The sequence below is a fragment of the Pseudohongiella spirulinae genome, assembly GCF_001444425.1.
Taxonomy (GTDB): domain Bacteria; phylum Pseudomonadota; class Gammaproteobacteria; order Pseudomonadales; family Pseudohongiellaceae; genus Pseudohongiella; species Pseudohongiella spirulinae.
Genome location: NZ_CP013189.1, coordinates 2,408,345 through 2,434,322, shown reverse-complemented (window position 1 = coordinate 2,434,322; position 25,978 = coordinate 2,408,345). Strand labels below are relative to the sequence as shown.

General features: G+C 53.7%; 22 protein-coding genes. 12 read left to right on the top strand and 10 right to left on the bottom strand.

Going from position 1 to position 25,978, the window contains the following annotated elements; genetic code table 11:
* Positions 1 to 127 precede the first annotated feature (127 nt).
* From trkA to PS2015_RS11160, 4 genes are read right to left on the bottom strand one after another with little or no spacing between them, the layout of a single operon-like run.
* Positions 128 to 1,504 (bottom strand): Trk system potassium transporter TrkA, encoded by a 1,377-nt coding sequence (gene trkA / locus PS2015_RS11175; protein ID WP_058022318.1) that lies wholly within the window; start codon positions 1,502 to 1,504, stop codon positions 128 to 130.
* Positions 1,505 to 1,510: 6 nt separating this feature from the next.
* Positions 1,511 to 2,194 (bottom strand): response regulator, encoded by a 684-nt coding sequence (locus tag PS2015_RS11170; RefSeq protein WP_058022317.1) that lies wholly within the window; start codon positions 2,192 to 2,194, stop codon positions 1,511 to 1,513.
* The gene (locus PS2015_RS11165; protein WP_058022316.1) at positions 2,194 to 3,648 is read right to left on the bottom strand and encodes a sensor histidine kinase; all 1,455 of its coding nucleotides are present in this window, start codon (positions 3,646 to 3,648) and stop codon (positions 2,194 to 2,196) included. Before PS2015_RS11165 ends, PS2015_RS11170 begins: the two co-directional genes overlap by 1 nt.
* A 4-nt stretch (positions 3,649 to 3,652) precedes the next feature.
* A complete protein-coding gene (locus tag PS2015_RS11160) occupies positions 3,653 to 5,101 on the bottom strand; it encodes a TrkH family potassium uptake protein (RefSeq protein WP_058022315.1) in 1,449 nt (482 codons plus the stop codon).
* Positions 5,102 to 5,265: 164 nt separating this feature from the next.
* Between PS2015_RS11160 and arsB the strand changes: the two genes are divergently transcribed.
* A complete protein-coding gene (gene arsB, locus PS2015_RS11155) occupies positions 5,266 to 6,321 on the top strand; it encodes an ACR3 family arsenite efflux transporter (RefSeq protein WP_058022314.1) in 1,056 nt (351 codons plus the stop codon).
* Positions 6,322 to 6,422: 101 nt separating this feature from the next.
* Entirely contained in the window at positions 6,423 to 7,163 is a 741-nt protein-coding gene (locus tag PS2015_RS11150) for a cytochrome b/b6 domain-containing protein (protein ID WP_058022313.1), read from the top strand.
* 1 nt (position 7,164) lies between these two features.
* Here PS2015_RS11150 and PS2015_RS11145 read toward each other — a convergent pair whose 3' ends face one another.
* From PS2015_RS11145 to PS2015_RS11130, 4 genes are read right to left on the bottom strand one after another with little or no spacing between them, the layout of a single operon-like run.
* Positions 7,165 to 7,455, bottom strand: a complete 291-nt coding sequence (locus tag PS2015_RS11145; RefSeq protein WP_058022312.1) for a DUF3240 family protein — start codon at positions 7,453 to 7,455, stop codon at positions 7,165 to 7,167.
* On the bottom strand, positions 7,452 to 10,544 hold the full coding sequence (locus PS2015_RS11140) for an efflux RND transporter permease subunit (protein ID WP_082628102.1): 3,093 nt from the start codon (positions 10,542 to 10,544) through the stop codon (positions 7,452 to 7,454). The genes PS2015_RS11145 and PS2015_RS11140 overlap by 4 nt, the downstream gene beginning before the upstream one ends.
* Positions 10,544 to 11,644 carry an efflux RND transporter periplasmic adaptor subunit gene (locus PS2015_RS11135; protein WP_058022311.1) on the bottom strand — a complete coding sequence of 367 codons (1,101 nt, stop codon included), beginning with the start codon at positions 11,642 to 11,644 and terminating at the stop codon, positions 10,544 to 10,546. Before PS2015_RS11135 ends, PS2015_RS11140 begins: the two co-directional genes overlap by 1 nt.
* On the bottom strand, positions 11,641 to 12,903 hold the full coding sequence (locus PS2015_RS11130) for a TolC family protein (RefSeq protein WP_058022310.1): 1,263 nt from the start codon (positions 12,901 to 12,903) through the stop codon (positions 11,641 to 11,643). The genes PS2015_RS11135 and PS2015_RS11130 overlap by 4 nt, the downstream gene beginning before the upstream one ends.
* A gap of 147 nt (positions 12,904 to 13,050) precedes the next feature.
* Here PS2015_RS11130 and PS2015_RS11125 point away from each other — a divergent pair, with 147 nt between their 5' ends.
* The 5 genes from PS2015_RS11125 to PS2015_RS11105 all read left to right on the top strand — a co-directional run bounded on the left by PS2015_RS11125 (position 13,051) and on the right by PS2015_RS11105 (position 17,523).
* Complete coding sequence (locus PS2015_RS11125) at positions 13,051 to 13,746, top strand: response regulator transcription factor (protein ID WP_058022309.1); 696 nt, start codon at positions 13,051 to 13,053, stop codon at positions 13,744 to 13,746.
* Complete coding sequence (locus tag PS2015_RS11120; protein ID WP_058022308.1) at positions 13,743 to 15,032, top strand: sensor histidine kinase; 1,290 nt, start codon at positions 13,743 to 13,745, stop codon at positions 15,030 to 15,032. Before PS2015_RS11125 ends, PS2015_RS11120 begins: the two co-directional genes overlap by 4 nt.
* Positions 15,033 to 15,107: 75 nt before the next feature.
* Positions 15,108 to 16,034 (top strand): patatin-like phospholipase family protein, encoded by a 927-nt coding sequence (locus PS2015_RS11115; protein ID WP_058022307.1) that lies wholly within the window; start codon positions 15,108 to 15,110, stop codon positions 16,032 to 16,034.
* Positions 16,024 to 16,770 (top strand): VWA domain-containing protein, encoded by a 747-nt coding sequence (locus PS2015_RS11110; RefSeq protein ID WP_237113317.1) that lies wholly within the window; start codon positions 16,024 to 16,026, stop codon positions 16,768 to 16,770. Before PS2015_RS11115 ends, PS2015_RS11110 begins: the two co-directional genes overlap by 11 nt.
* A 6-nt stretch (positions 16,771 to 16,776) precedes the next feature.
* Positions 16,777 to 17,523, top strand: a complete 747-nt coding sequence (locus PS2015_RS11105; RefSeq protein ID WP_058022306.1) for a DnaJ domain-containing protein — start codon at positions 16,777 to 16,779, stop codon at positions 17,521 to 17,523.
* A 4-nt stretch (positions 17,524 to 17,527) separates the two neighbouring features.
* On the opposite strand, the gene PS2015_RS11100 is transcribed toward PS2015_RS11105, so the two are convergent.
* Positions 17,528 to 18,289, bottom strand: coding sequence for an enoyl-CoA hydratase (locus tag PS2015_RS11100; RefSeq protein WP_058023295.1), 762 nt, complete (start codon positions 18,287 to 18,289; stop codon positions 17,528 to 17,530).
* 25 nt (positions 18,290 to 18,314) lie between these two features.
* Complete coding sequence (locus PS2015_RS11095; RefSeq protein WP_058022305.1) at positions 18,315 to 19,319, bottom strand: ferritin-like domain-containing protein; 1,005 nt, start codon at positions 19,317 to 19,319, stop codon at positions 18,315 to 18,317.
* Positions 19,320 to 19,546: 227 nt separating this feature from the next.
* Between PS2015_RS11095 and PS2015_RS11090 the strand changes: the two genes are divergently transcribed.
* The 5 genes from PS2015_RS11090 to PS2015_RS11070 are packed head-to-tail and all read left to right on the top strand — an operon-like array spanning position 19,547 to position 25,946.
* Positions 19,547 to 21,154 (top strand): AMP-binding protein, encoded by a 1,608-nt coding sequence (locus PS2015_RS11090; protein WP_058022304.1) that lies wholly within the window; start codon positions 19,547 to 19,549, stop codon positions 21,152 to 21,154.
* Positions 21,151 to 21,432, top strand: coding sequence for an acyl carrier protein (locus PS2015_RS11085; RefSeq protein WP_058022303.1), 282 nt, complete (start codon positions 21,151 to 21,153; stop codon positions 21,430 to 21,432). The genes PS2015_RS11090 and PS2015_RS11085 overlap by 4 nt, the downstream gene beginning before the upstream one ends.
* A complete protein-coding gene (locus PS2015_RS11080; RefSeq protein ID WP_058022302.1) occupies positions 21,429 to 22,646 on the top strand; it encodes an LpxL/LpxP family acyltransferase in 1,218 nt (405 codons plus the stop codon). Before PS2015_RS11085 ends, PS2015_RS11080 begins: the two co-directional genes overlap by 4 nt.
* Complete coding sequence (locus tag PS2015_RS11075) at positions 22,621 to 23,874, top strand: HlyD family secretion protein (protein ID WP_058022301.1); 1,254 nt, start codon at positions 22,621 to 22,623, stop codon at positions 23,872 to 23,874. The genes PS2015_RS11080 and PS2015_RS11075 overlap by 26 nt, the downstream gene beginning before the upstream one ends.
* On the top strand, positions 23,871 to 25,946 hold the full coding sequence (locus PS2015_RS11070) for a peptidase domain-containing ABC transporter (RefSeq protein ID WP_082628101.1): 2,076 nt from the start codon (positions 23,871 to 23,873) through the stop codon (positions 25,944 to 25,946). Before PS2015_RS11075 ends, PS2015_RS11070 begins: the two co-directional genes overlap by 4 nt.
* Positions 25,947 to 25,978 lie beyond the last annotated feature (32 nt).

Sequence of the window (25,978 nt, the reverse complement as noted above, 5' to 3'; positions counted from 1 at the left end):
TCCGAAATCTAAGAATGAATGTATCGTTCTTGTTATCGGAGACATATGTTATGACGCTGTTGTGACGGTTTGATGTAGTTTGTTTAACAGTTTGGTGACAGACGGCTGATAACCGGCTGCCGGAGCCCTAGAAGAAATTAAGCGCAACCTGAAACAGTTGTTCAACCTGCTTCAGTGCCCTTCTGTCGGCGACAAATACGATTACGTGGTCGCCATCTTCAATGACGAGGTCATCGTGAGCAATCAGCACATCAGCTCCTCTGACCAGGGCACCAACGACGGCTCCCGCAGGCAAGTTCAATTCACCGATAGCACGGCCGACCACGTGTGAGGTTTCACGGCTGCCATGTGCTACTGCCTCAAGTGCTTCTGCCGCGCCGCGCCGCAATGAATGCACCGCCGCCACATCGCCGCGCCTGACGTGGGTCAGCAACGCGCCGATGGTGGACTGCTGTGGTGACAGCGCGATGTCGATGGTACCGCCTTGAATCAGGTCAACGTAAACCGGGTTATTGATCAGGGTAATGGCCATTCTGGCACCTGACTTTTTCGCCAGCATGGATGCCATGATGTTGGTTTCATCATCATTGGTCAGTGCCAGAAAGACGTCTGTCTTTTCGATGCCTTCGGACACCAACAACTCTTTGTCGGTGGCGCTGCCATGCAGGACGGTCGTGCGTTTCAGACGCACAGACAGCGCCTTGCAGCGTTGTTCAGAGAACTCGATCAATTTAACGCGATAGTTGCCCTGTATATGCTCGGCCAGTCGTTCGCCGATATGTCCGCCACCGGCGATCATGATGCGGTGGTAGTGTTCGGTTTCCGGTGTCAGCTTGTTAAGGATTTGCCTGATGTGCTTCTTGGCGGCGACGAAGAATACCTCGTCGCCCGCTTCCAGCACAGTTGTGCCACTGGGAGCAATGGCCTGCTCCTGGCGAAAAACCGCAGCAATTCGCATGTCGTAGTCGGCAATATGTTGACGTAGTTCTGCTATCTGGCGCCCGGTCAGGGCTCCACCAAAACTGGCTCTGACGGCCACCAGTTGCAAGCGGCCGTCAGCAAAGTCCAGTACCTGAAGTGCGCCCGGATACTCCAGCAAATGTTCCAGACGCTCAGTTACCAGGTTCTCCGGACTGATCAGCACGTCAACCGGAACACCTTTTTCGGTAAAAAGGGACTGCTCTGCTGACAGATAATCGGCCTCACGTACTCGCGCGATTTTTCTGGGGACCTGAAAAAATGTCATTGCCACCTGGCAGGCAATCATGTTGATTTCGTCGCTGCTGGTGACGGCGATCAGCATATCCGCGTCATCCGCGCCGGCTTGCCTTAGAACGCCCGGCAGCGAGGCTGAACCCACCACCACCCGCACATTCAGCTTGTCCTGCAAGGCCTGCAGAACACGCTCATCGTTGTCTACCACGGTGATGTCATTCGCTTCACCGGCAAGGTGTTCTGCCAGTGTGCCGCCAACCCGGCCAGCGCCCAGAATGATTATTCGCATACTGAATTACCCCTGGCCCATGAAACGGTAGCCGACGCCTGCTTCGGTTTCGATGTATCTTGGTTGTGTAGGGTTGTCACCAAGTTTGGCTCGCAGTCGGCCAATGAAAATTCGCAGGTAGTGTGTATCCTCTGCATGACTGGGTCCCCATAGCGTTTTCAGCAGGTGTTGCTGGGTGATAATCCGCCCCTGGTGGGCGATCAACAATTGCAGCAGTTCAAATTCTTTTCGTGACAGGTGTATTTCTTTTCCGGATAAGCAAACACGCCGACTCGCCATATCGACCTGCAGGTGGCCATCGTCATATTGCGTGGCAGGTACCTCGATGTTGGCAAATGTTCGCAACAATGATCTGATCCGTGCCAGTAGTTCATTGGCACCAAATGGTTTTTCAATGTAGTCGTTAGCGCCCCGGTCCAGTGCTGATACTTTTTCTTTTTCCGTATTTCTCACAGACAGCACCAGAACCGGTCCCTTGTAAAATTCTCTGAGTTGTAGCAGCAGTTCCTGCCCATCCATATCCGGCAGGCCCAGATCCATGATCACCAGGTCAGGGCTTTTTAATGCCACCGATTCCAGCCCCTGCCTTGCAGTTTCCGTCAGCAGGACTCGATAGCCCTGAGATTCCAGACAGATAGTCAGAAAGCGCCGGATCTGGGGCTCATCGTCGATCACCTGAATCGAGAACATTACTGATCCTCCTTCGGCAGCTCTGTGGGAACATGGATGGGCAGGCTGATGCGGAAAGTTGTTCCCGTTGACTGCGGATTGCTCGGCAGTACGCTGACTTGTCCGCCATGAGCCACAAGAATGCTGCGACAGATAGTCAGCCCCAGGCCTGTTCCGGCTTGCATCTGATCGCCGTGACTGACGGAGTGGAACATGTCGAATACCCGTTCGCTGTCCTCAGTTGCAATGCCCGGACCTTCATCGTGTATGTCAAGATCCAGGCAATCATCATTACTGGATGCCGTCAAAGAAATTTCCCCATTGGGTGGCGAAAAACGGATGGCATTTTCCAGTACATTGAAGATGGCCTGTTCAATGAGAGCAGGGTGGACATGCAGTAGAGGCATATCCTCCGGCATCTCAACGCGGATGCGGATTCCACCCAGAAGGGATTGGCCGCGCCGCAAAACCACGCTGATGATATCGTCCAGTCCAATCCAGTCACGATCCAGTGACAGTTCGCCGTGGCCAAGACGGGTCATATCCAGCAGCTTCTGGATATAGCGATCAAGGCGGCGGGCTTCGCTCAGGGTATTGTTTAGCAGTTCGTCGCGCTGAGACTGATTCAGTGAGTCAGCCAGATCGATCAGACTGGAAACCGAGCCGATCATGGCTGACAAAGGTGTCCTCAGATCATGGGATATGGAGGACAGCAGAGCCGAGCGCAGCTGTTCACGTTCCTTCTCAAGTGTTTCCTGTCGCAAGGAGTCGGTCAGTTGCACACGGGTCCATGCCAGTCGGGCAAGTTTTACCAGCGCATCAACGCGTTCGCGATGCCAGTCCTGCACGGGGCTGGTGGCTGCCAGTCTCAGTATGGCGGCGCACTGTCTGTTGTGATCCCAGAAAGCGATGCTGAATCCAGCGGGGTCTTCGGTGATCAGTATGTCGCAAGACTGCTCGACAGTGTCCTTGTGTTGTCGGGTGGTGTCATGGCTGGTGACATGCCAGTGAAGTGCGTTATGCAATTCATTCTTGAGTATGCGGATAATTTCCTCAGCATTGGCAAGCCCTGAAAACAGGCTGGCAGCCTGCATCTGTTGCATACTCCAGCTTTCGCTTGCTCGCAGGGCTTCCAGCTGCTCGCTCAAACGTGCTGTCAGGGGGGCTGTGATCAGCGCTACGGCGATCAGCATGAGGCCGGTCAGCAGATCCTCGCGGTGCGAGATGAGCAGAGAATAATAGGGCTCGGTCAGAAAGAAATTGTAACTGATAAAACTCAAGACGGCACAAATCAGTGCGGGACGGATGCTGGTGCTGACAGCCGTTATCAGAACAGCCACCAGATAGATCATGGCCAGATTAGGTGTTGCAAACACCGGTCTCAGAGCCATAGCGAATGCTGTCGCCATGAGCGGGCTCAGCCACGGCAGTACCCAGAGACGCCAGTTCAACTTGTCAGTTAACCGAAAGTGCATATTGTCAGTCTCGCCAGAATACCGGTGCGAACAGCACCATCACGGTCATCAATTCCAGTCTGCCCAGAATCATGGCAAAGCTTAGCAGCCACTTGGCCGTATCGGGCAGCGGGGCAAAATTTCCGGCCGGACCGATAACAGGTCCCAGTCCGGGTCCTACATTGGTTAATGCTGTGGCAGAAGCCGACAGGGCTGTGACCAGGTCCAGCCCCAGTAAGCCGAGTATCAACGTTAATACGGCCAGACAGATAAAGAATAAAAACGTGAATGCGACTGCTGACAAGACAATATCATCGGTCACCACCTTGTTGTTATATTGCGTGACAAACATACCCTGCGGATGCACCAGTTTGCGGAACTGATTTCGCATAAACAGATAACCTAGCTGAAACCTGAATACTTTGAGTCCACCACTGGTCGACCCGGAACAGCCGCCAATAAACATGACCAGAAAAAACAGCACAATGCTGAAATTGCCCCAGGTCGTGTAATCAGCAGACGCATAACCGGTTGTGGTGATCACAGACACCAGGTTGAAGGTTGCCTGAGTGTAGGCTTCAAATGAGGTGAAACGCGATTGAGACCACAGCCACGTGCCAAGCACAATTGAAACCGTTGCAACAATGCCAAGCAACGATAACCACTGTGAATTCTTTAATAGCGATAAATCAGGCCTGCGCAGGAAGGCGATGATCATTGTGAATGGCGTGGCGCCAAGCAGCATGAATATAATGCCGACCCACAGAATATTTAAATCAAAGCGCCCCATGGAGCGGTCATCGGTTGCGTAGCCTCCAGTTGAAACGGTGGTCATGGCGTGGTTGATGGCATCAAAAATACTCATGCCACTGGCCCAGTAAGCCAGTGCGCAGGCGATCGTCAGAGCGGCATAGGTGGCCAGCAGGAAACGGGCGAGATTCTGGATGCGGGGCATTGATTTATCTGACCAGTCGGATGATTCTGTCTGAAACAGGCGCATGCCCCCAACCTGCAGGAAGGGCAGGATGGACACGGCCATGCCAATGACGCCCAGACCTCCGATCCACTGCAGCAGAGAGCGCCACAACAACAGACTGGCTGGCAGGTGCTCCAGACCAGACAGGATGGTTGAACCTGTGGTGGTGATGCCCGATACGGCCTCAAAAACGGCATCGGTAAAAGTCAGCTCAAAGTGGCTGAAAAACAGGGGCAGTGCGCCGGCAAGCGATATCGTAAACCAGCAGGCAGATGTCAGAAGATACAGCTGGCGGGCGACCAGATTGAATTTGGCGCCGTGAGTTGGAATGATCAGAGCCAGCCCGGAGACTCCCGTCAGTGCTGCTGAGGCAAGAAAGATGGTTGCCTCGGGATCAAGGCGAATCCATGCAAAACCAGCCACAACAAGCATCAAAAACGCCATTGCCAGTAGCAGCAAGCCGCAAACGAACAGAATTGGGCTGAATAATCTCCACATAGTCAAAGCATAACGCCAGACGATGTAAATAATCGATTCATAAGACAGTACTGTTGCGTAAAAATATCGTAAAAATATCGTACATAAAGGGGAGCGGGGCTTTTTGCGACGTAGTTATTTCGTATTCAATTGAGATATTTTAGTAATAGTTGTAGTTTTGACGTATGAGCGAAAATCAAGGCATCAGTTTTTTTGAGCGTTATCTCTCAGTCTGGGTAGCACTTTGTATTGCAGCAGGCATTGCCCTGGGCATCCTTCTGCCTGATCTGTTTCAGGCTCTGGCCGCTTTGGAATACGGCTCAGTGAATTTTCTGGTCGCTGCGTTGATCTGGTTCATGGTCTACCCAATGATGGTGGCTGTGGATTTCGGCAGTCTGCGGCGTGTGCATGAGCGCCCCAAGGGACTGATTATCACCCTGACAGTCAACTGGCTGATCAAACCCTTCACGATGGCGGCGCTTGGTGTTTTGTTCTTCCATACCTTGTTTGTTGATCTGATTGATCCTGCCAACGCCAGTCAGTATATCGCCGGACTGATTCTGTTGGGTGCAGCACCCTGCACGGCCATGGTATTTGTCTGGTCGCAATTGACCCGGGGCGACCCCAACTACACACTGGCGCAGGTCGCGCTTAACGATGTCATCATGATCTTCGCTTTTGCGCCGATAGTTGCATTGCTGTTGGGAGTAACTGACATAGAGGTGCCATGGGCAACATTACTGCTGTCAGTTGGGCTTTATGTTGTGATTCCTCTGCTGGCGGGCGTGATCACGCGTCAGCGACTGAGTCGTCGGGCCCGGAATGCTGATGAAGCGGAAGCAGCAGTGTCACGGTTTACCGCAAGGGTAAAACCCTTGTCGGTATTGGGGCTGCTTGCCACCGTTGTGCTGTTGTTTGGCTTTCAGGGGCAGGTGATTCTGGCTCAGCCCTTATTGATTGGACTAATCGCCGTACCTTTGTTGATACAGTCATACGGTATGTTCGCGATTGCCTACATCGCCGCGAAACTCTGGAAGGTACCCTTTAACGTCGCGGCACCATGCGCGTTGATCGGTACATCCAATTTTTTCGAGTTGGCGGTTGCGGTAGCTATCGGCTTGTTTGGTCTCAATTCCGGCGCAGCATTGGTGACAGTGGTTGGTGTGTTGGTTGAGGTGCCCGTCATGTTGTCACTGGTGGCCTTTGCTAATCGAACCCGTCACTGGTTTCCTGCAGGTTAACAGCGCCTGCAACGCAGTTTGTTTGCTGTTTGATTCCGTTCATGCGCCCGACATATATCCCCGCGAAAATGGTTTAAACGACCACAACAGGAGTGGAACACATGACGACTGAAAACCGGCTCTATGAAGAGAAAGTGTGGGATCGTTCCATCAGAATATTCCATTGGGTCAATGTACTGTGTGTCCTGGCCTTGATGATCATCGGGTCGACCATCCTGTATGCGAACCTGTTAGGCATCAGTAGTGAGGGTAAAATAACGCTCAAGATCATGCATGCCTATGTGGGTTATGTGTTTGCATTCAATCTGCTGTGGCGGCTGGTTTGGGGGTTTGTGGGCAGCAGCACGGCGCGCTGGGGAGCGGTGATGCCGTTCCGCCGGGCTTATCCTGGCGAGTTAAAGGAATGGCTGCGTGGTATTCGCACGGGGCAGGCGCCTGAATATCGTGGGCACAATCCGGCCGCCAAATTAATGTTGCTGGCTTTGTATGTGCTGCTGGTCGGGCAAATGACGACGGGTCTGGTGTTGGCTGGCACTGATCTGTATTTTCCGCCTTTTGGGCACGAGTTTGCCGAGTGGGCAACAGGGGCTGGAGAAGATCACAGTCAATTGGTGGGGTTGGTGCCCGGCGCCAAGGAAATGCTGGATCCGGAAGGCTACGCAGCCATGCGTCAGTTCCGCGAACCATTTATCTATATCCACAAGTTATTTTTCTGGGTGATGCTGGTGGCTGTGTTTCTGCATGTACTGGCGGTGGTGGTTGAGGAAATCCGCCATGGAAACGGTCTGGTTTCCGCGATGATTTCTGGCAAGAAAGTTTTCCGTCAACCACCGCGGAACTGACTCAGGTATGGCCAATGCCACTTACCGGCAGTTGCCAGTAGGCAATGTCCTTGCCGACGCGGGTTGAAAGGCCCGCGATAACCCTGTCTGCAATGTCTTCGTCAATGATGATTTCAAATTGAACCCGTTTGCGGCGGCCGCTGACCTGCTCAGTGACGGTCAGCTGCTCGCCGCCGCCATGGCCCTGGGCTGCAAATGAGGTGAAACCGCGGACTTCCTCCATTTCCAGCAGGTAATCGACCATGTCATCTTCCAGTGCTGGTGGAATATTTAAGACCAGAAGTATTTTCATGCAGATTCTCCTGCCATTGCCAGGCTGTCTTTTTTATGAAACTGTCGATAGATGATGGGCAGCAGGAACAGCGTCAGCAGGGTTGAACTGATCAGGCCGCCAATCACCACAATGGCCAGTGGTTTCTGGATTTCAGAACCCGGGCCGGTCGCCAATAACAAGGGCACCAGGCCTATGGCACAGATGGATGCCGTCATCATGACGGGGCGTAATCTTCGCAGCGCGCCTTCAAAGGCCACTTCAGCAGCCGACATGCCTTTGGCTGCCAGATGATTAAAGTGAGACATCATCACCACTCCGTTCAGCACCGCAATGCCCAGCAAGGCAATAAAGCCAACCGAGGCCGGTACCGACAGAAACTCACCTGTCAGCCACAGTGCAATCAGCCCCCCGGTCATGGCAAAGGGGATATTGGATAGAATGATGACTGTCTGCTTAATGGAATGAAATGTCATAAACAGTACCAGTGCGATCAATAACAGCGCAACGGGTACTACCAGGCCAAGGCGTGCTGCAGCGCGCTGCTGGTTTTCGAACTCACCGCCCCAGGCCAGCGTGTAACCTTCCGGCAGATCAATCTGCTGGGCAATGGCCTGGCGGGCTTCATCCACAAAACCAACCAGGTCACGGCCTTCCACATTGGTGCGCACCACGGCAAAACGTTGACCATCTTCGCGGTTAATGGTGACAGGACCTTCAACGCGCGCAATGGTGGCGATGCTGGACAACGGAATATAGCCACCATCCGGCAGACTGATCAGATTGTTGCGCATGGCGGCATCACCGTCGCCACCCACCTTGTCAAAGCGGATCATCAAAGGTACCCGAGCGCCGTCTTCAATCACAGTGCCAACATTCAGTCCTTCGATCTGCGCACGCAGGCGGCGCTGCAATTGATCGGCATCCAGACCCAATTCTCCGGCGCGGATGCGATCCACGGTGATCTGCAGATATTGTGCACCCTCATTCAGGGTGGCGGTTGTATCGACCGCGCCCGGGATGGATTCAACGGTGTCCGAGATGCGCTGGGCATACAGGTTCAGGTCGTCCAGATCGGTCCCGAACAGTTTGATGGCCACATCGCCCCGTGAACCGGTCAACATCTCTGAAACGCGCATATCAATCGGCATAGTGAAGCCGTAGTTGATGCCGCGGTAGCGATCCATGATGGCACGTACGTTGTTTTCCAGCTCTTCCTTGGACGCTACCTGCCATTCACGCATGGGTTTCAGGTGCAGGAACATGTCCACCTCATTCAGACCCATGGGGTCCATGCCGATTTCGTCAGAACCGGTACGCGAGACCAGTCGCTGAATTTCCGGAATATCTGCCAGCAGTGCGCGTTCAATCTGAGTGACCAATCGGGTGGAGGTTTCCAGGTTGATGGAAGGTATCATCTCCAGTTGCACAATCATGTCACCCTCATCCATAGAGGGCATAAAGGTTTTGCCGACCATCGGAAAAATGGCCACGGTGGCGACCAGCAGGGCAGCCGCCACGCTGATGATGTACAAAGGTTTGGCCAGTGCTTTTTTCAGCAGTGGTGTGTACAGCTTCAGCAGATTTCTGGCCAGCCAGGGATCTTCGTGCTCGGCTTTGGTGATCAGATAGGATGCAACCACCGGGATGACAGTCAGCGACAGCGTCAGTGAGGCGATCAGTGCAAATACAATGGTCATGGTGACCGGGCCGAACAGCTTGCCTTCCAGTCCTTCCAGCGACAGCAGGGGCAGGAAGACGATGATGATGATCAAAATGCCCGAGGTGACGGGTACAGCCACCGACTTGACGGCTCGAAAGATCACGTGCAGGCGCGGCAGACGGTTCTGATTATTGTGATGACTCATGGTGGCGACAATGTTTTCAACCACCACAATTGCCGAGTCGACCAATATGCCGATGGCGATGACCAGGCCGCCCAGACTCATCAGGTTGGCTGTCATTGAAACACTGTTCATCAGCAAAAAAGTGACCAGTGCCGAGAAGGGCAGGATCATGGCAGCGGTCACTGCCGCGCGGATGTTGCCAAGGAAGAGAAACAGCAAAATCACCACCAGCGCGACAGCTTCCAGCAGCGCCTTGGTCACGGTATTGACCGCGCCACCAATCAGAATGCTGCGGTCGTAAAAGATATCGAAATGCGTGCCCGCTGGCAGGGTGGTTTCGATTTCTGCCATTTTGGCCTTGACGCCGTTGACCACCTCGCGAGCGTTAGCGCCGGTCATACCGATCACCAGCGCCTGCACCGCTTCGCCGGTGCCATCGGCAGTGACTGAACCGTAGCGTTCCATGGTCCCGGCTGCCACGTCAGCCACACGCGAGAGCGGTACGACGTCACCGTGGGTATTGGTGACGCGGATGTCACGAATATCCTGCAGGCTGCCAATCGCGCCGGATACACGCACCAACAGAGCTTCCTCACCCTGATCAACTCGTCCGGCACCGTCGTTTTTGTTGTTGACTTCCAGTGCTGTGATCAGATCTTCGTGACTCACACTCAGTGCGGCCATGGCAGCGGGGTCGGGTATCACTTCATAGGTGCGTACATAGCCACCCAGCGCGTTGACATCGGCCACACCGGGCACGGTGCGCAACGCCGGGCGAATGGTCCAGTCAATCAGGAAGCGCTTTTCTTCCAGGGTCATGGTGTCACTTTCAACGGTGAACATGAACATGTCACCCAGGGGAGTGCTCATGGGTGCCAGACCACCGCTGATGTCACCCGGCAGGTCACTCCAGACATTATTCAGTCGTTCGGCAACCTGCTGGCGCGCCCAGTAAATATCAGTGCCTTCTTCAAAATCCAGGGTGATGGAACTCAGTGCGTATTTGGAAATTGAGCGCAGAATGGTTTTGCGGGGTATGCCCAGCAGCTCCACTTCGACCGGCTGGGTAATCAGCGCTTCAACTTCTTCCGGCGTCATGCCCGGTGCCTTGATAATAATTTTGACCTGCGTGGGGGAAATATCCGGAAAGGCATCAATGGGCAATTGCAGCAAGGCCCGCATACCGAATCCGGCGATCAACAGTGCCAGCAGGCCAGTCAGCAGGCGCTGGCTCAGCGATAGTTGTACGAGACGGGACAACATTATTCCGTTCCTCCCAGTCCCAACTGAATGCCCTTAAGTACGGCTGCACCCTGGGTGACGATATCCTCGCCGGCGCTGATGCCACTGACAGCCAGATAATTGCGCCCGGCAGGTTGCAGCTCGACTGTGCGGGCTTCCACGCCGCCCTGGCGGCGGACATAAATGGTGGTGTCTGCACCGTTGAACACGACTGACCCGGCTGGAATGCGGATGCCGGTGTCCGCCGGTGGCAGAATCAGCGTCAGAATCTGGCCGGGCATCCAGCTTGTGCTATCGGTGAATTGCGCCAGCACACCGATGGTCTGTGTTTGAGGATCAATCTGCTGGTCAATCTGGCGCAGCGCCAGGCTGGCGTTTTGCTCGGCAATACGCATGCTTTGACCATTGCTCAATTGCCCGGCCAGGTAGGCGGGTATCCGTGCCTGCAACCAGGGCAGTTCCTCGCCGTTGATTGCTGCAACAGCGCTGCCATCGGCAATGTAATCGCCTACTTGTGACAGGCGGCGCACCAGCGTGCCGCTTTGTGATGCCCGGAGCGTGTAGGTGCCGGTGGCCTGCTGTGAACGGGTCAGATTGTCCAGATCAGCGGCCGACAGGCCGGCGCTGAGCAGGCGCTGTCGGATGGCTCCCGTTGCCAGCGCCGCCTGCTGAGACTGACGACGGGTTTCGTCCAGTCGCGCGGCGGCGATCACGCCAGCGTCAAACAGGTTTTCGTCGCGTTGCAGCGCCGCTTCGGCGCTGGACTGTGCAATCAGTGCGGCGAGAAAAGCCTGTTGCGTTGACAGTAACTCTTCACTTCGCAGTGTGACGATAGCCGTGCCGGATTCGATTGAGTCGCCCGGCGAAACGTGCCAGCGGTTCAGTACACCTTCAAACCAGCTGTGTATCGTGTTACTGGCATCCGGAGAGGCGATGACGGTGGCGGGCACCTGCTCGCCGTCGGTATTGCCTACCGGGGTAGCCGGAGCAAATAAAATGGCCAGGTCGCGTATTTCATCATCTGATACCGGGATGAATTCCTGGGCTGACAGGGTGCCGCTCAGTGGCAGCAGAATACTGCTCAGGCTGTATGCCAGCAGGCGCTTCAGGGCGAGATTCATGGCAGGACTCCGATAATCTGGTTATACGAGGAAATAAGGTGTTGTTGCTGTAATTGCAATTCGCGGAAGGTGTTTTCAGCTGCTCTGGCCTGCTGCATGATGCGAACCACATGAGTCATGTCGACCTCGCCATTCCTGTAGGCAGTCTCTGCCATCTGCAATTGACGCTGAGCCAGTGCGTGCTCGCGTTCGCTCAGGGGCAGGGATTGCTCAAGTGTGTGCAACTCGTGCTCCACTTCATGTAGTTGTTGGGTCAGGCTGCGCATCTGATTAATCAGCGCCACCTCAGCTTCCGTGCGGCTGGCACGCGCGTCACTGGTGCTGGCGTTAACCACACGGCGGCTGCTCAGCGGGATGGAGACGCTGATACCCACGCTTTCTACATAGGGCTGGGCAAAGTCGCCGCGCTCGCGGCGCACACCCAGTTGTACAGACGGGCTGCCTTTTGCCTGACGCTCGGCGTCCAGAATGGCGGCATCACTGATCTGCAGATTCGCCTGTAGCAGTTGCACCAACGGGTGATTGCTGCTGATTTCTTCGTCGGTGGATTGCTGCTCATGCAGAGCCTGCGCCGGTCTGGCTGTCAGGCCGCCGGTGAGGATCTGGTATTCGCGTTCGGCGTCGACCACCATGGCGTCGGCTGCCAGCACCTGTTTGTCAGCCGCCAACAGCAGGCTTTCAGCCTGTAATACATCCATCTCGGCGGCACTGCCAGCTTGTTGCAGTTGTCTGGTAATCTCGAGCAGTCGGCTGGCATGTTGTTGGGCCACTATGGCGTTGGACATGGCCAGATCTGCACGTTCCAGCTCGGCCAGCGATTCGCGCACCCGACCGGCAGTCATCAGTTGATACCATGCCTGCCAGGCCTGGCTGCGTGAGTTGTAAGCTGAGCCGCGCTGGCGGGCGTCGCTGCGTTCACCCGGGCGCCACAATTGTACCTGCACGCCGGCTTCCATTTCGCGCTGGCCGACATTGCTCATCAGCGAGTCGTTAATAATATTGGCTTCCAACGAAGGACTGCCGACGATCCAGCGTTGTCCTATAGCACGGTAGGCTGAAGCCTGATCACTGGCCGAATCGGTTAACAGACGCTCCGGAGATGCTTGCAGAGCATGCTGCATGACTGTCTGCACATCCAGCTGGTTGCTGCGCTCCAGCGGCTCGTGATCGATACCAGTCGCCTGGGTGGTGATGGTGAGGGTCAGCAGAGCTGAAGCAATCAGCTTTAGAGGCTTTGCTGACAGAACAGAGTGTTTCACACGGTCACTCCTTTCGAGTTTAAATAGGACCTTTCCTTCAAAGTATACGAGTGCAAATGTCGAAATTTTGTCGACGGGCAAGGATTTGACATATTTTTTGCAATTCGCGTGTGACAATTGAGGCACAGACACCGAAGGTGGACAGTCATGAATATATTGATCGTGGAAGATAATCGGGATATTGCCGAAAACATCGCCGACTATCTTGAGCCGCTGGGTTATACGCTGGATTTTGCGGTGACAGGTCGTGGCGGACTGGAACTGGCGACACGGAATCGCTATGACGTCATCGTGCTGGATGTCATGCTGCCGGGTATGGATGGTTTTGCTGTATGCCGGGCGCTGCGCGATCAGTCCAGCGCCGGGCCACCGATATTGATGCTGACAGCACGCGATCAACTGGACGACAAGCTGCAGGGTTTTGCGGCTGGCGCTGACGATTATCTGGTCAAGCCGTTTTCCATTCGTGAGCTGGAGGCGCGCCTGAACGCACTGGTGAACCGTCACCAGCGTCGCGAAGGCTCTGACGTGTTGACCGTTGGTCCCTTGAGTTTTGATCTGGAAACCCTGCACGCGCAGCGCGAAGGCGTCGCTCTGGAGCTGAATCCGATTCAACGCAAATTACTGCAGATCCTGATGCGAAATTCTCACCGGGTAGTGACGCGGGATGAACTGGAACAACAGGTCTGGGGCGATGACCCTCCGGATAAGGATATACTGAGGACACATATCTACGCGCTGCGTGCGGTCATTGATAAACCATTTTCTGAAAAATTGCTGCAGACAGTGCACGGGACTGGTTATCGCCTGGCTCAGCCTGCAGAGGGAGAGCTGCCAAGATGACTGCTTTCAGGTCTCCACGCTGGCTGTTGGCACTCAGTCTTCGTGCCCGGCTGATTCTGGCAATAGTACTGCTGGTCACGTTTATCAGCAGTGTGTTCGCTCTGGCTTTGTGGCAGATTAAAACACGGCTGGAAGCAGTGGCTTTTGGTCATATGGCCGAAGAGCAGTTGAATCTGATTCTGAGTGAGGATGCAGATCCTTCCAGTCTGGATATACGCCTGCTGCGTGACTGGTCGCTTTATGCTGGTGACGCGCTGGGCACCATGCCTGTCGTGTTCAGTGAATTGCCACCGGGCTCGCATCACAGCGTCAGGGTCGAAGATCGTTACTATCAGGTGCAGGTCAGTGATGACACACTGGCGGTGCTGACTTACGACATCACCGAGTGGGAGAATCAGGAGCACTGGGTTCTGCTGTTGCTGGTGCTCGGCATTGTGCTGGTTCTGGTGATTGCTGTGGTGTCGGCATTCAAGGCGTCTGCCGCTGTCTTGTCGCCGCTGCGCCGTTTGACCGAACGGATCGCCGCCATTCAGCCCCAGCAGCGCGGAGTGCGACTCAGCGCCGAGTTTACGGGCAATGAGGTAGGGCGCATCGCGCAGGCAGTCGATGCTTATCTGGAGCGGCTGGACGGATTCGTGTCACGTGAAAAGTATTTCACCACTGCGGCGAGTCACGAGTTACGAACACCATTGTCAGTGGTGACGGGGGCGGTGGAGGTTCTGGAATCGCAACTCGATGACGGTGCCCCGCATGCAGCTTCGTCACGAGCCATTAACCGCATCAAGCGAGCCTGTTACGACATGCTGGGGTTTATTGAGGTCAGCCTGTTGCTGTCCCGGGAAGAGGCCCAGCCCCTGCATGCTTCAGGTAGTGCAGATGTGGCAGCGCTTGTTCATCATCTGATTGATGAATTAAAACCGCAATTGCAGGAACGACATATTGAAGTGGAGCTCACTGCGACACGGGAATTACACTTGGATCAACCGGAAAGTCTGGTGCAGATTGTCATCAGCAATTTATTGCGTAATGCGGTGGAGCACACCAGCCATGGGCAAATCCATGTGCAGATTGATAAGGATTCGCTCTGTATTTCTGACACGGGCGATGGGATTGCGCCGGAGAATCTGCAACGGGTCTTCGAGCGCAGTTTCACCACCAAGGTGCAGGGCACGGGACTGGGGCTGAACCTGGTGCATCGACTGTGTGAACGGTTGAGCTGGCAGATTGACTTGCAGAGCGTGGTTGGTGAGGGAACCCGGGTGTGCGTGATCTTCCATAAACCCTGATGTGCTGCTGACAACACGTGTCGGCAATCTGATTGTGCTATCTTGTGTCATGGATTCTGAGCGTCGGAGCAGTGCATGAGTGAGACTAAGATCCCGGTATCCCTTGTGCTGGGCAGTGGCGGGGCCCGGGGCCTTGCCCATATCGGTGTTATCAGGGCCATTCACGAAAGCAGCCGTTATGAAATCTGCGCTGTCAGTGGCTCGTCAATAGGCGCCCTGATTGGTGGTTTATATGCGGCAGGCAAACTCGACAAGTACGAGCAGTGGGTTAAAGAGTTAAGTGCAACGGACGTCTGGAAGTTGCTGGATTTTTCTTTCACCAACACCGGGCTGTTCAAAGGCGACCGGCTGATGGACAAGCTCAGTGAGCTGGTGGGCGACAAGGATATTGCTGATCTGAATATTGCCTTTACCGCAGTCGCTTCCGACATTGGTCACCGGCGTGAGGTCTGGCTGGACAGTGGGCCCTTGTTTGATGCCATCCGGGCGTCGATTGCCATACCCGGGTTTTTCACGCCTGTTCAGCACGAGGGCTGCACTCTGGTTGATGGGGGACTGATGAGTCCGCTGCCGGTGGCGCCCGTGAAGCGTATCGGGGCTTCAAAGATTATGGTGGTGTCTTTAAACGGTAATTCGTCGCCGCCAGAGCATGCTGAGCGTTCGCCATCCAAACATATTTCGGCGTCTGTCTCTGGACCGGAGGGCGGCCTGCGTGGCTTGCTGAATGGCTTCAGGCAGCGCCTGGGCTGGGAATCTCAGGGTGAGGACAGCGACTCTGCTATCGATATATTGAGCAAATCGCTTGAGGCAATGCAGGACAGAATTGCCCGCTATCAGATGGCGGCTTATTACCCGGATATCTTGATAGAGATCCCGGTCACGGCCTGCGATGTATTGGATTTTCATCGGGCCGACGAGATGATTGAATTCGGTTACGAGAGCGCCAGGGATGTGCTGTCGCGAAATGACGATCAACAGCAGGAGGCAGATCATGAAAAGTGATTTAAAATCCCTGATCCGCAAGATGGGTGATGTAAAGGCTGAGACCGGCAAGCATGTGGCCGAGCGGCCAGCGGTCAGCCAATTTCTGGAGCAGGTGCGGCGTATGCCGGCAGTCAATACCCAGGGGCGCGCGGGTCGGTTGATTTTTGCACTGGATGCCACGGCGTCGCGGGAGGCGACGTGGGATCAGGCCATGCAATTGCAGGCCGATATGTTTTCCAGCGCTCAGTCACTCAGCGGCCTGAGCATGCAGTTAAGTTATTTTCGCGGCGTATCTGAATTTTATGCCAGTGACTGGTACTCTGATTCTGCTCAGCTGCTGCAACAAATGACCGGCATTCGCTGTCAGGCGGGCATGACCAAGATTGAGCGCCTGTTGCGTCATGTGCTGTCAGAGACGCGTCAGGAAAAGGTACACGCGGTGGTCTATATCGGTGACTGCGTTGAGGAAAGCATGGATGTGCTGTGCCAGAAGGCTGGTGAGCTGGGTTTGCGTAAAGTGCCACTGTTCCTGTTCCAGGAAGGTCATGACAATGCGGCGCGGCGTTGCTTCACTGAGATGGCGCGTTTGTCAGGTGGCGCCTATTCGCCCTTTGATCATGCCAGTGCCGGGCAATTGCGGGATCTGCTAAAAGCCGTTGCGGTATACGCCAGTGGTGGTTTAAAAGCCTTGCAGGACTTCAGCCGTACAGCGCACCCGTCAGTGAAACTGCTGGGTCATCAATTGTCAGGTTAACAATCCGTGTTTATATTTCGACTACTCGCACCGCTGCTGTTGGCTGTCCTTGCCTATTGGGGCCTGGTTCGTATTCAACGCAAATATGCGCTTAACCAGCAACAGTTTCGCTGGTTGATCGTGATAACGGCCGTGCTTCTGGTGGTGCTGATCCTGATTGTGATGGGGCGCCTGCCGATACAGGCACTTGCCGCGCCTGCCATCTTTATTCTGACTTTCGCCTTGCGAAACGCACACTGGCTATTGCAGTTGACATCGTGGTTGCGGGGACGGCGTACATCGGGGCCAGGCGGTGGACGACGCTCAGGTCGCTCGAGTGTCAATACCGATTGGCTGGCCATGGAGCTGGCGCACAGCACAGGGCAAATGGATGGCACAGTGCTTAAAGGGATGTTTCAAGGGCAACGGTTGTCAGCTCTGACTTTGACTGAGTTGCTCGAGCTGGCGCAGGCTTGCCAACATGATGCTGATTCCCTGCAGCTTCTGGAGGCTTATCTGGAGCGGGTGCATCCCGGTTGGCAGGAAAACGCCGGTGCGGCACACGGTGCCAGAGAGGATTCGAGTGCCGAAGGTTCCATGAATGAAACGTTGGCCCTCGAAATTCTGGGTCTGTCGCCGGGTGCCACTGAAGATCAAATAGTCGCGGCTCACCGGCGGTTGATGCAAAAACTGCACCCTGATCGCGGAGGCTCAGACTATCTGGCGCAACGTATTAATGCGGCCCGGGACTTCCTGCTGTCCAGGATCGGCTGAATTCTCACTTTTTCTTGTTCAGAAATGCCTGGAAAATAGCCTGGGCATCGGGTGATTGCAGCAGACGTGCAAATTGCAGCAGCTCAGCCTGAATCGTGTCGTTCATGGGTGATGCCTGATTGCGCTTGATCAGTGCCTTGGATGTCTGCACCGCATCAGCGGGAAGCTTTGCCATCTCGTGTGCCTTATCCAATGCGTGTCCCAGATACCCGGCAGATGGCAGTACTTCATTGACCATACCGTATTCACGCGCCTTGGCGGCCGAGAAGCGCTCGCCCAGCAATAACAGCTCACTGGCGCGCTGATGTCCCAGAATCTGCGGTAACAGGGCGCTGGAGCCGGCCTCAGGGCACAGACCCAGGCGGGTAAAGGGCAGCTGAAAAAAGGCGTCCTCTGCCGCGTATACCAGATCGCAGTGCAGCAACAGGGTGGTGCCGATACCAATCGCCAGACCTCCTACGGCGGCAATGACCGGTTTGCCGGCATGGGCAATGGCTTTCATGAATTGCACCGAGGGGCGTTCGGTGCCCGTGTCCGGCGCTTTCACAAAGTCATTCACATCGTTACCGCTGGTGAAACAGTCTTCCGCGCCACGGATCAGGATCACTTTAATGGCATCGTCCTGCTCGGCCGCCTGAATGCCCTTTGCCAGCGCCTGATACATGGTCTGGGTCAACGCATTTTTTTTGTCCGGGCGGTGAATCTGCAGGGTAAATACGCCCTGATCGGCCTGATAAAGGATATTGGCATCGGGGGAAGTGATCATGTCTGACTGCTCGCATATGTGAATGTCAGCCCGATTGTAGAGCAAGCCGGCGGGCATTGGTAGGTCTGCGCAAGCTCTGTAACAGAGCCTGCGCTTCAGCTGTCATCAGCCCCGCCTGCTGAAGATTCAGCGTAAATTGCCGCAGTCTGGACTGGGCAAGTTGCGGCCGGCTGAGGTGAAAATGACGAAGGTGACGCCTCAACTGTGCGCAATCCCAGCCCTGTTCTCTGGCAATGCGCTGGCAAACGAAATTACTGTTACTTAAAGACAGCGCCATTTGCACAAGAGACAAGCCAAGTTGCTGCCTCTCGGTGTCTGGCATCGATAAACAGCTCTCCTTTAAAAGGTCGGTGCCAAAATTCACGTGACGGGCTTCATCATTCAGAATCAGACTCAAGGCCTTGCACATGAGGGGTGAACAGCTGAATTTTCGCAGTTCACGAAACCGCGCCAAAGCCAGACTTTCTATCAGGATATGACAAATACTCAGTTTCATTGGCAGAACGCCGCTTTCCAGTGCCTGGGTTATGATCTTCTGCAGGTAGATGCTCGGTTCATGGACTGGCTGATTGCAGGCCCGTAAATAGTGACTGAAGAATTCGACATGGCGTGCCTCATCACTGACCTGAGTGCTGATAAACAGCTTGCCGGCACTGCCTTTAATCATCGATACCAGTTGCGAGGCGACCAGCAGCGCGGCCTGTTCGCCATGCAGAATTTCACTGATCTCCATGCTGTGGCGTTGCCAGCTTAGCTGGCAGCGAAGCGCCGGAGTCTGCTTTTCATAGGCGGCAAAGCCGCACAGAGGATCATTTTCGGGCTGCTCCGGTAGCTGCCGGGTATCGATTGTCCGCCAGTCCAGATCTTTGTGCGACTGCCAGAATTTTTCACCAGCCAATTGATAGAGTCGCCTTCGTTGTCTGTCGGCTTCCGACTCCGCCAGGTGATAACGGGTCAGAAAGTGTCCCTCAAGCCGGGCCGAAAATGTTTGTGTGACGCGTTCGGGCGATGATGCGTTAGAACCAGGCATAAGCAGAATCCTTTTGTCAGATGCATGTTTCAGTTTTCATATTAATCACTATAGTTCGTGAAAAGTCAGTTTGCATAGTTGACTGTAATAAATTGGATAAAACTGCTAATGAAATTTTTCTGCAAAGGGGTGATTGATATGCTTTAACTTCAGGTGTGCATATGACATTCGCTAAAGAGGTCATGTCGCACTATTAATTTACCAGAACCTGCTTAGACAAGGATGTCATGTCAGTAAACAACCTGGGTACAATTTTGCAGTCGGCTGCTCATAGCGCACCACACAGAATTCAGTATTCATTTCTGAATCGACGTGGAGAGATCAGTGAACAACTGAATTGCCTGCAGCTCTACACACAAGCAGAAAATCTGGCCAAACGACTTCGGCAGTTCATTGGCCCTCAACAGTCTGTAGCGCTGCTGATGTTGCCAGAAAAAGAGTTTGTTGTGTCATTCTGGGCCTGTCTGCTGGCTGAAATCCGGCCTGCACCCATGTCCAGGCAGCGCGGACAGACACCGGCCGATATCGTTGACCAACTGACGGAAAAGGGTATTGCCGCCGTGCTCACAAAAGACAGTCTGCGAACTCGCGTTGAAAATGAAGTTCCAGCGTTTTCCATAGCGCAATTAATGGAGCGTGACCCATCGAATTGTCAGCTTTCATTCTCAGAAGTAAACAGCGATGAGCCGGCGTTTATCCAGTTTTCTTCAGGCTCGACCCGGCAACCTCGTGGGATTGTGATCAGCCACAAGAACGTTTTGCATAATCTGGCATGTATTCACAAGGCCTTTGCTATTGGCCGATCCGATGCAGGTCTGTGCTGGCTGCCGTTGCATCATGATATGGGACTTATTGGTCATGTGCTGCAACCGGTATTCTCTGGCATACAAAACTACTTTATGACGCCGATAAATTTTATCGGTCGACCACAATCCTGGTTGCGGAACATATCGCGTTACGGCGTCAGCATTAGCGGTGCACCTGCATTTGCCTATCGACTTTGCACGGTATCCGAAAAATTCAGAACGCGGGAATGTTTGTCCGGTCTGGATCTGAGTAGTTGGCGTCTGGCGTACTGCGGCTCAGAGAAAATTGATGCAGATGTGTTGCGCGTGTTTGCTGAGCAATGGGCAGGCAATGGATTCAAACTATCTGCATTTTACCCTTGTTATGGTCTGGCCGAATCCACTTTGTTTGTCAGTGGTCGTCAGGGCATAAAACGAGACATTGAAACGGGGCAGGTGTCGGTGGGTAAACCTGCCGCAACTGTCTGTATTGTGAACCCGAATACCGGGAAGTTTTGTCCATCTGGTCAATGTGGAGAAATTCTCATACGTTCCGATTCGGTGGCAAAAGGGTACTTCCGTAGTCGAGTCAGCACTGAAGCGACTTTTGACAGGATTCTGCCTGGTTTGCAAGGCAACTATATGAGGTCGGGAGACCTGGGTTTTTTGACAGAAGGGGAGTTGTATATCAGTGGAAGACTCAAAAACGTCATCAAAATCAGGGGCAGACAAATTCAGGCTGAAGACCTGGAAGCAAGTGTGTTGTTGGGCGCACAGCAGGATGACGTCTGGCTTTGCGCGGTTTTGCCGGTGATGGCGGATGGTGCCGAGGGTCTCGCTGTCATGGTCGAGACAACAGCGCCTGATCCGGATGCACTGAATGCCCGCATAAGAGCAGCGGTAAGCGCCCATGCCGATGTCTTGCCCGCCTGTATTGTTCATGTGCGCAGGGGACGAATTCCGCTGACAAGCAGTGGCAAAGTCCGCAGATCGGCATTGGCTAATCTGCTGGATGAACTGACGCCCAATTCAATAAGGAGTTTGTCGTGACAACAGATAAACAGGATGCCTTCATCAGGGAGCAGGTGTTTGCTGCGCTGCAGCAGGCAGCGAAACAATGTGGTCAGACCATGTTGCTTGACGATGCAGGAATAAAACTCGCGGACCTGGGCCTTGATTCACTAAAACTGATCGAGGTTGTATTTGATCTGGAGCAGCAGTTCGATGCTCAGGTAGATGAGAGTGCCATGGCTTCGCTGCATACGGTCGGGGATATTGTGCGAATGATAACAAAGTCTGTGAGGCAGTCACGGGAGGAGAGTCTGTGACTCAAGTTCATGAATCTGAGCCGTGTTCTGACCAGCGAGCACTGGTAGTGCTCTGCACGAGGCTGGAGGGCATTCTGAACAGCCGTGCAGAGGTGGTCGTAGTTGGTGAGCTGCAACATCTGTGTAGCGATAACATTGCTGGTCTTCGTATAGTCAGGTCTGAGACAGGCTTCAAAGTGTATCCTGAAGGTCAGTCGCCAGACCTGGAGCGAATACAACAGGCTGTTCACAAGATGGAATGTCGCCTGCGTAAAGAACGAAGCGCCACTGAAAAAATTTACATGCGCGTCGAGAATCATCTTCGCACCCAGGCTGCAGCCGCCAGCTTGCACACAGGCATGGGCAGAGTGGTTTCTGGCTTGATGTTTCGCTTTATACATGGCTACAACAAACGATGCGGCGAGCAGCGGTATTCGGGTAGGCGACGGATAGTGATCGCATGTCTTCTATCAGAACCTGAGCGTATTGTGGATAATCTGCTGCTCCGCAATGCTTTTATGAACGCCCAGTTCTATTCGCGCCGAATGGCACATCTTGCCAATTCAGTGGAATCCGCACGCCTTGTCAGAGAGTTTGTATGGCCAGATGAGTCTGACTATCAACGTGTCATCAACGGTGATAATGGCTCTCGAATTTTGCTGACCATACACATGGGAGACTTCACTGGTGCGTTTAAACGCATTTCTTCGCACGCAGCTGAACATCGGACTGCAACCTCTCTAAGGCGTGAGGGGCTGGATGAGGGGTGGAGCAATCTCTTTGCAGGTGGCAGTTCCCGTCATTTCGTCGCGTGTCATGGTCGTGACTCACCATTGCAGATTGTCAGTAACTTACGTAGAGGTGGCCATACAGTTGCCATTCTGGCTGACCTCAAGGATGAGTTTGGGCAGACAACGAATGTTCAGTTTTTGGGACGGACAGCGCGCTTTGTAAAAGGACCGGCGCAATTGGCTGTTTCCGGGCGCGCCTTTATTTATCCCTTTGTCACGTTTCAGTCGGGTCAGAAACAACGTATTGAGTTCTCGGAGCGGATATCACCAGAACTGCTCCCCGGGGAAAATATGACTGATGCTGTAAACCGCATTACCCAACAACTGGTCAGACAGGCTGAGCAATGGATAAAAAGAGCGCCCGATCAGTGGAAGTTTCTCGGCACACTACCTGGTTATTTTGTCATGGAGGACAACAATGAGCAGCAGCCTGTTCAGGCATGAAGCCCTGTTATTCAGTTGCAGAACCGCAGATGGAGAGGCGGTGTTTTATCAACCCTGGAGCATCAAGGCGCTGGTGATGTTGTTGGCAGGGATTTTTTCCTGCTTTTTGGGTTTCGCCTGTTTCGCCAGCATTTCCCAGACAGAACGCGTGCGAGGCTATCTTAACCCCGCCGAAGGCCTGTTGAAGGTCCAGGTTCATCGTGGTGGCACCATCAGCAAGCTTCTTGTCAGTAATGGAGACAGTGTCATGCAGGGTGATGTACTGATGACGGTGATTGATCCACTTACCAATCACCAGGGTGAGCGTGTTGTGCAGGATCAGTTGTCTTTTCTGGATCAACAGATTGGTGCGATGCAGCGCAGAATAGATCTGCGGTCGCGTAAAGCCGCGCTGGATAGTCAAAGGTTGGCGGCAAAAATAAATGAACTGGCTTCAGAGCGGGATCTGCTGGCAGAAGAGTTCGTGCTCATAAATCAGCAAAGTACGCTCTCTGCTGCTGATTACGAGAAAATATCAGATTTGCATGCGCTTGATCTGGCCTCTGAGCGCGAACTGCGACAGGCGCGCATAGCGCTTTATCAATTGCAGCAGCGGGGCAAATCGGCAGAACTACAGATACGTGTCCGTGAAGCTGCCTTAAATGAGGCTCAGGCGCGCCAGGCAATGTTGCCTACCGTGATGGAGGAAGACATTCAGTTCCTGAAGAGCAGCATGGTTCAGCTGCTGCAACAACGTTATGAGATGGCTGCAGCGGGTGAATTCAGCATTGTCGCGCCCGCCGATGGCCGGGTCGATAATCTGCTGCTTCGAACAGGCGATGTGCTGCAGTCGGGATCAACCGTCATGACGGTTTCTCCGAAGACGGATGATTTGCGTGCATGGTTGTTTCTGCCGTCAAAGTCCCGCGGCAATATCGAGGTTGGTCAGGCGATCAGGCTTAATTATGATGCCTATCCATTTCAGACTTACGGCAGTTTCGCTGCTGAAATTATATCTGTGTCAAAAATAGCCATGGATCCACGTGATTTCAGGCTGCCAATTGATTTGAGGGAACCGGTTTATCTGGTGCAGGCGCGCCTGAACGGGCCGAGCGAATCAGACAGGGCGCGCAGTCCCGATATCAAGCTGCAAACGGGGATGCAGTTTTACGCTGATGTGATTACCGGAGAGCAGACAATGATACAGAAGGTATTCAAGCCGTTGGCGAATCTGGGGCAGCGTTTGTGACTTTTTTTGACCTTTTTGGCAACTCGCGTGGTTTGCCTTTGATACTGCAGGCTGAACGATCGGAATGTGGTCTGGCCTGCCTGGCCATGATAAGTAGCTGTTTTGGAAAGCATACCGATTTGAACAGCCTCCGTCAGCATCATCCTGTGTCGGCTGCGGGCGCTTCACTCGCTGAGTTAATGGCAATCAGTGCCGCATTGGAAATGAGTGCGCGGCCGTTAAAAATTGACATGCCTGACCTCGCTAATCTTCAGCTACCTGTGATTCTGCATTGGGATATGAATCACTTTGTGGTGCTGAAAAAAGTGTCAAGCAAAGCCATTGTCATTCACGACCCGGCGGTGGGCATCCGCTCCTATACCATGGAGGAAGCATCCAGGCATGTCACCGGTATTGCGCTGGAATTGACGCCAGCAGCTGACTTCACGCCGGGAACTGAAACCCGTCGATCGAGACTGACTGATCTGTTTCGCCGCTACCCTGGTTTCTACGCAGCCGTTTCGCAATTGTTTCTGCTGTCACTACTGTTGCAACTGGCATCGATAGGCAGCGCGTTTTACATGCAGATGGTTATCGATGAAGGATTGTCCCGGCAGGATCGGGATATTCTGGGGATTCTGGCGCTGGCTTTTTTTCTGCTGGGATTGAGTTCGGTTGCCATGACTTATGCGCGATCGCAGGTGCAACTGTATTTTTCAAATCAATTGGGCTTTCAGATGGCCGGTAATGTGTTCAGCCACCTGTTGGGGCTGCCGGTCGACTATTTTGAAAGGCGTCACGTAGGAGATGTCGTGTCAAGGTTTGGCTCCATCCGGGAGATCAGACGAATTCTGACGGAAGATCTGATTACAGTCGTACTCGATGGCGTGCTGGCCATGATCACCCTGGCAGTCATGTTCTATTTTAATGCTCTGCTCGCCGGCATTGTGCTGTTGTTTGTTATTGCTACTGCCATTTTGAAACTTGTGTTTATACCCAAAATAAAATCTCTGCAGGAACAGGTGCTGGTGGCGGAAGCCAAAACCAGCTCCGGGCTGATGGAAAACATGCGTGCTATCGAGATTATCAAATTTTATTGCCGGGAAGTGCCTCGCCTTGCGAGCTGGCGTAACCTCTATGCCAGTCAGATTAATTCCCAGGTATCCTTGAGTCGATTCTCCATCAATATTGAAGCTGTATATGGTGTTCTGGGAGCGGCAGAAAACATACTGGTTATTTATCTGGCGGCACTATTGGTCATTGATGGTCATATTACCCTCGGCTTTCTCACGGCATTTGTGGCTCTAAAAGGTAACTTTACGGCCTCGATCAGATCATTTATCGATAAGTTGGTGCAGATTCGTCTGGTTCGGCTGCAGTTGGAGCGTGTGTCAGATATTACGTGCAGTGAAAAAGAGGTCGCGCGCTTACAGTTGCCGACACTCCGTCGACAGATTAGTGGTAGCCTGGAAATCAAAGGAGTTTCGTATACATACCCGGGATCTGGCAGTCCGGTTCTGAATAATGTTTCCTTGACCATTGATGCCGGTCAGATTGTCGGAGTTGTTGGTCGATCAGGCAGCGGCAAGTCAACCCTGCTGAAAATAATGGCCGGTTTGATTAAACCTGATCAGGGCAGCGTGTTGGTGGATGGTGTTGATATACGCGAATTTGGTGTTCGACAGTTTCGTGATTCCTGCTCTGGTGTTCTGCAGACAGATCAGTTGCTCAGTGGCAGCATTATGGACAACATCACCCTGTTTGATGAACCGGTGGATCATAAACGTCTTGAGCTGGCAGCAAAGCAGGCCAGGATTGAAGATTTTATTCGTTCATTACCCATGACTTACAACAGCCTGGTAGGGGATATGGGTTCGATCATGTCAGCAGGCCAGAAACAACGGATATTGTTGGCGCGGACGTTTTATAAGCGTGCCAGAATAATGTTTCTGGATGAAGCGACGGCTAACCTGGATCTGGCTGTCGAAAAGGAGTTGGTCAGTGAGATTGCGGGGATGGGGATATCAGTGGTGATGGTTTCTCATCGGGAAGCGCCACTGGCAATTGCCGACAAAATTATTCGTTTCCCGTAAAAATTTCCGGGCCGCACCTGTAGGATGCGGCC

What these genes read in the sequence shown, in the direction of transcription:
- PS2015_RS11170 (WP_058022317.1), bottom strand. Translation starts at nt 2,194, where the DNA reads ATGTTCTCGATTCAGGTGATCGACGATGAGCCCCAGATCCGGCGCTTT.
- arsB (WP_058022314.1), top strand. Translation starts at nt 5,266, where the DNA reads ATGAGCGAAAATCAAGGCATCAGTTTTTTTGAGCGTTATCTCTCAGTC.
- PS2015_RS11135 (WP_058022311.1), bottom strand. Translation starts at nt 11,644, where the DNA reads ATGAATCTCGCCCTGAAGCGCCTGCTGGCATACAGCCTGAGCAGTATT.
- trkA (WP_058022318.1), bottom strand. Translation starts at nt 1,504, where the DNA reads ATGCGAATAATCATTCTGGGCGCTGGCCGGGTTGGCGGCACACTGGCA.
- PS2015_RS11125 (WP_058022309.1), top strand. Translation starts at nt 13,051, where the DNA reads ATGAATATATTGATCGTGGAAGATAATCGGGATATTGCCGAAAACATC.
- PS2015_RS11145 (WP_058022312.1), bottom strand. Translation starts at nt 7,455, where the DNA reads ATGAAAATACTTCTGGTCTTAAATATTCCACCAGCACTGGAAGATGAC.
- PS2015_RS11100 (WP_058023295.1), bottom strand. Translation starts at nt 18,289, where the DNA reads ATGATCACTTCCCCCGATGCCAATATCCTTTATCAGGCCGATCAGGGC.
- PS2015_RS11090 (WP_058022304.1), top strand. Translation starts at nt 19,547, where the DNA reads ATGTCAGTAAACAACCTGGGTACAATTTTGCAGTCGGCTGCTCATAGC.
- PS2015_RS11120 (WP_058022308.1), top strand. Translation starts at nt 13,743, where the DNA reads ATGACTGCTTTCAGGTCTCCACGCTGGCTGTTGGCACTCAGTCTTCGT.
- PS2015_RS11165 (WP_058022316.1), bottom strand. Translation starts at nt 3,648, where the DNA reads ATGCACTTTCGGTTAACTGACAAGTTGAACTGGCGTCTCTGGGTACTG.
- PS2015_RS11095 (WP_058022305.1), bottom strand. Translation starts at nt 19,319, where the DNA reads ATGCCTGGTTCTAACGCATCATCGCCCGAACGCGTCACACAAACATTT.
- PS2015_RS11075 (WP_058022301.1), top strand. Translation starts at nt 22,621, where the DNA reads ATGAGCAGCAGCCTGTTCAGGCATGAAGCCCTGTTATTCAGTTGCAGA.
- PS2015_RS11140 (WP_082628102.1), bottom strand. Translation starts at nt 10,544, where the DNA reads ATGTTGTCCCGTCTCGTACAACTATCGCTGAGCCAGCGCCTGCTGACT.
- PS2015_RS11160 (WP_058022315.1), bottom strand. Translation starts at nt 5,101, where the DNA reads ATGTGGAGATTATTCAGCCCAATTCTGTTCGTTTGCGGCTTGCTGCTA.
- PS2015_RS11150 (WP_058022313.1), top strand. Translation starts at nt 6,423, where the DNA reads ATGACGACTGAAAACCGGCTCTATGAAGAGAAAGTGTGGGATCGTTCC.
- PS2015_RS11110 (WP_237113317.1), top strand. Translation starts at nt 16,024, where the DNA reads ATGAAAAGTGATTTAAAATCCCTGATCCGCAAGATGGGTGATGTAAAG.
- PS2015_RS11115 (WP_058022307.1), top strand. Translation starts at nt 15,108, where the DNA reads ATGAGTGAGACTAAGATCCCGGTATCCCTTGTGCTGGGCAGTGGCGGG.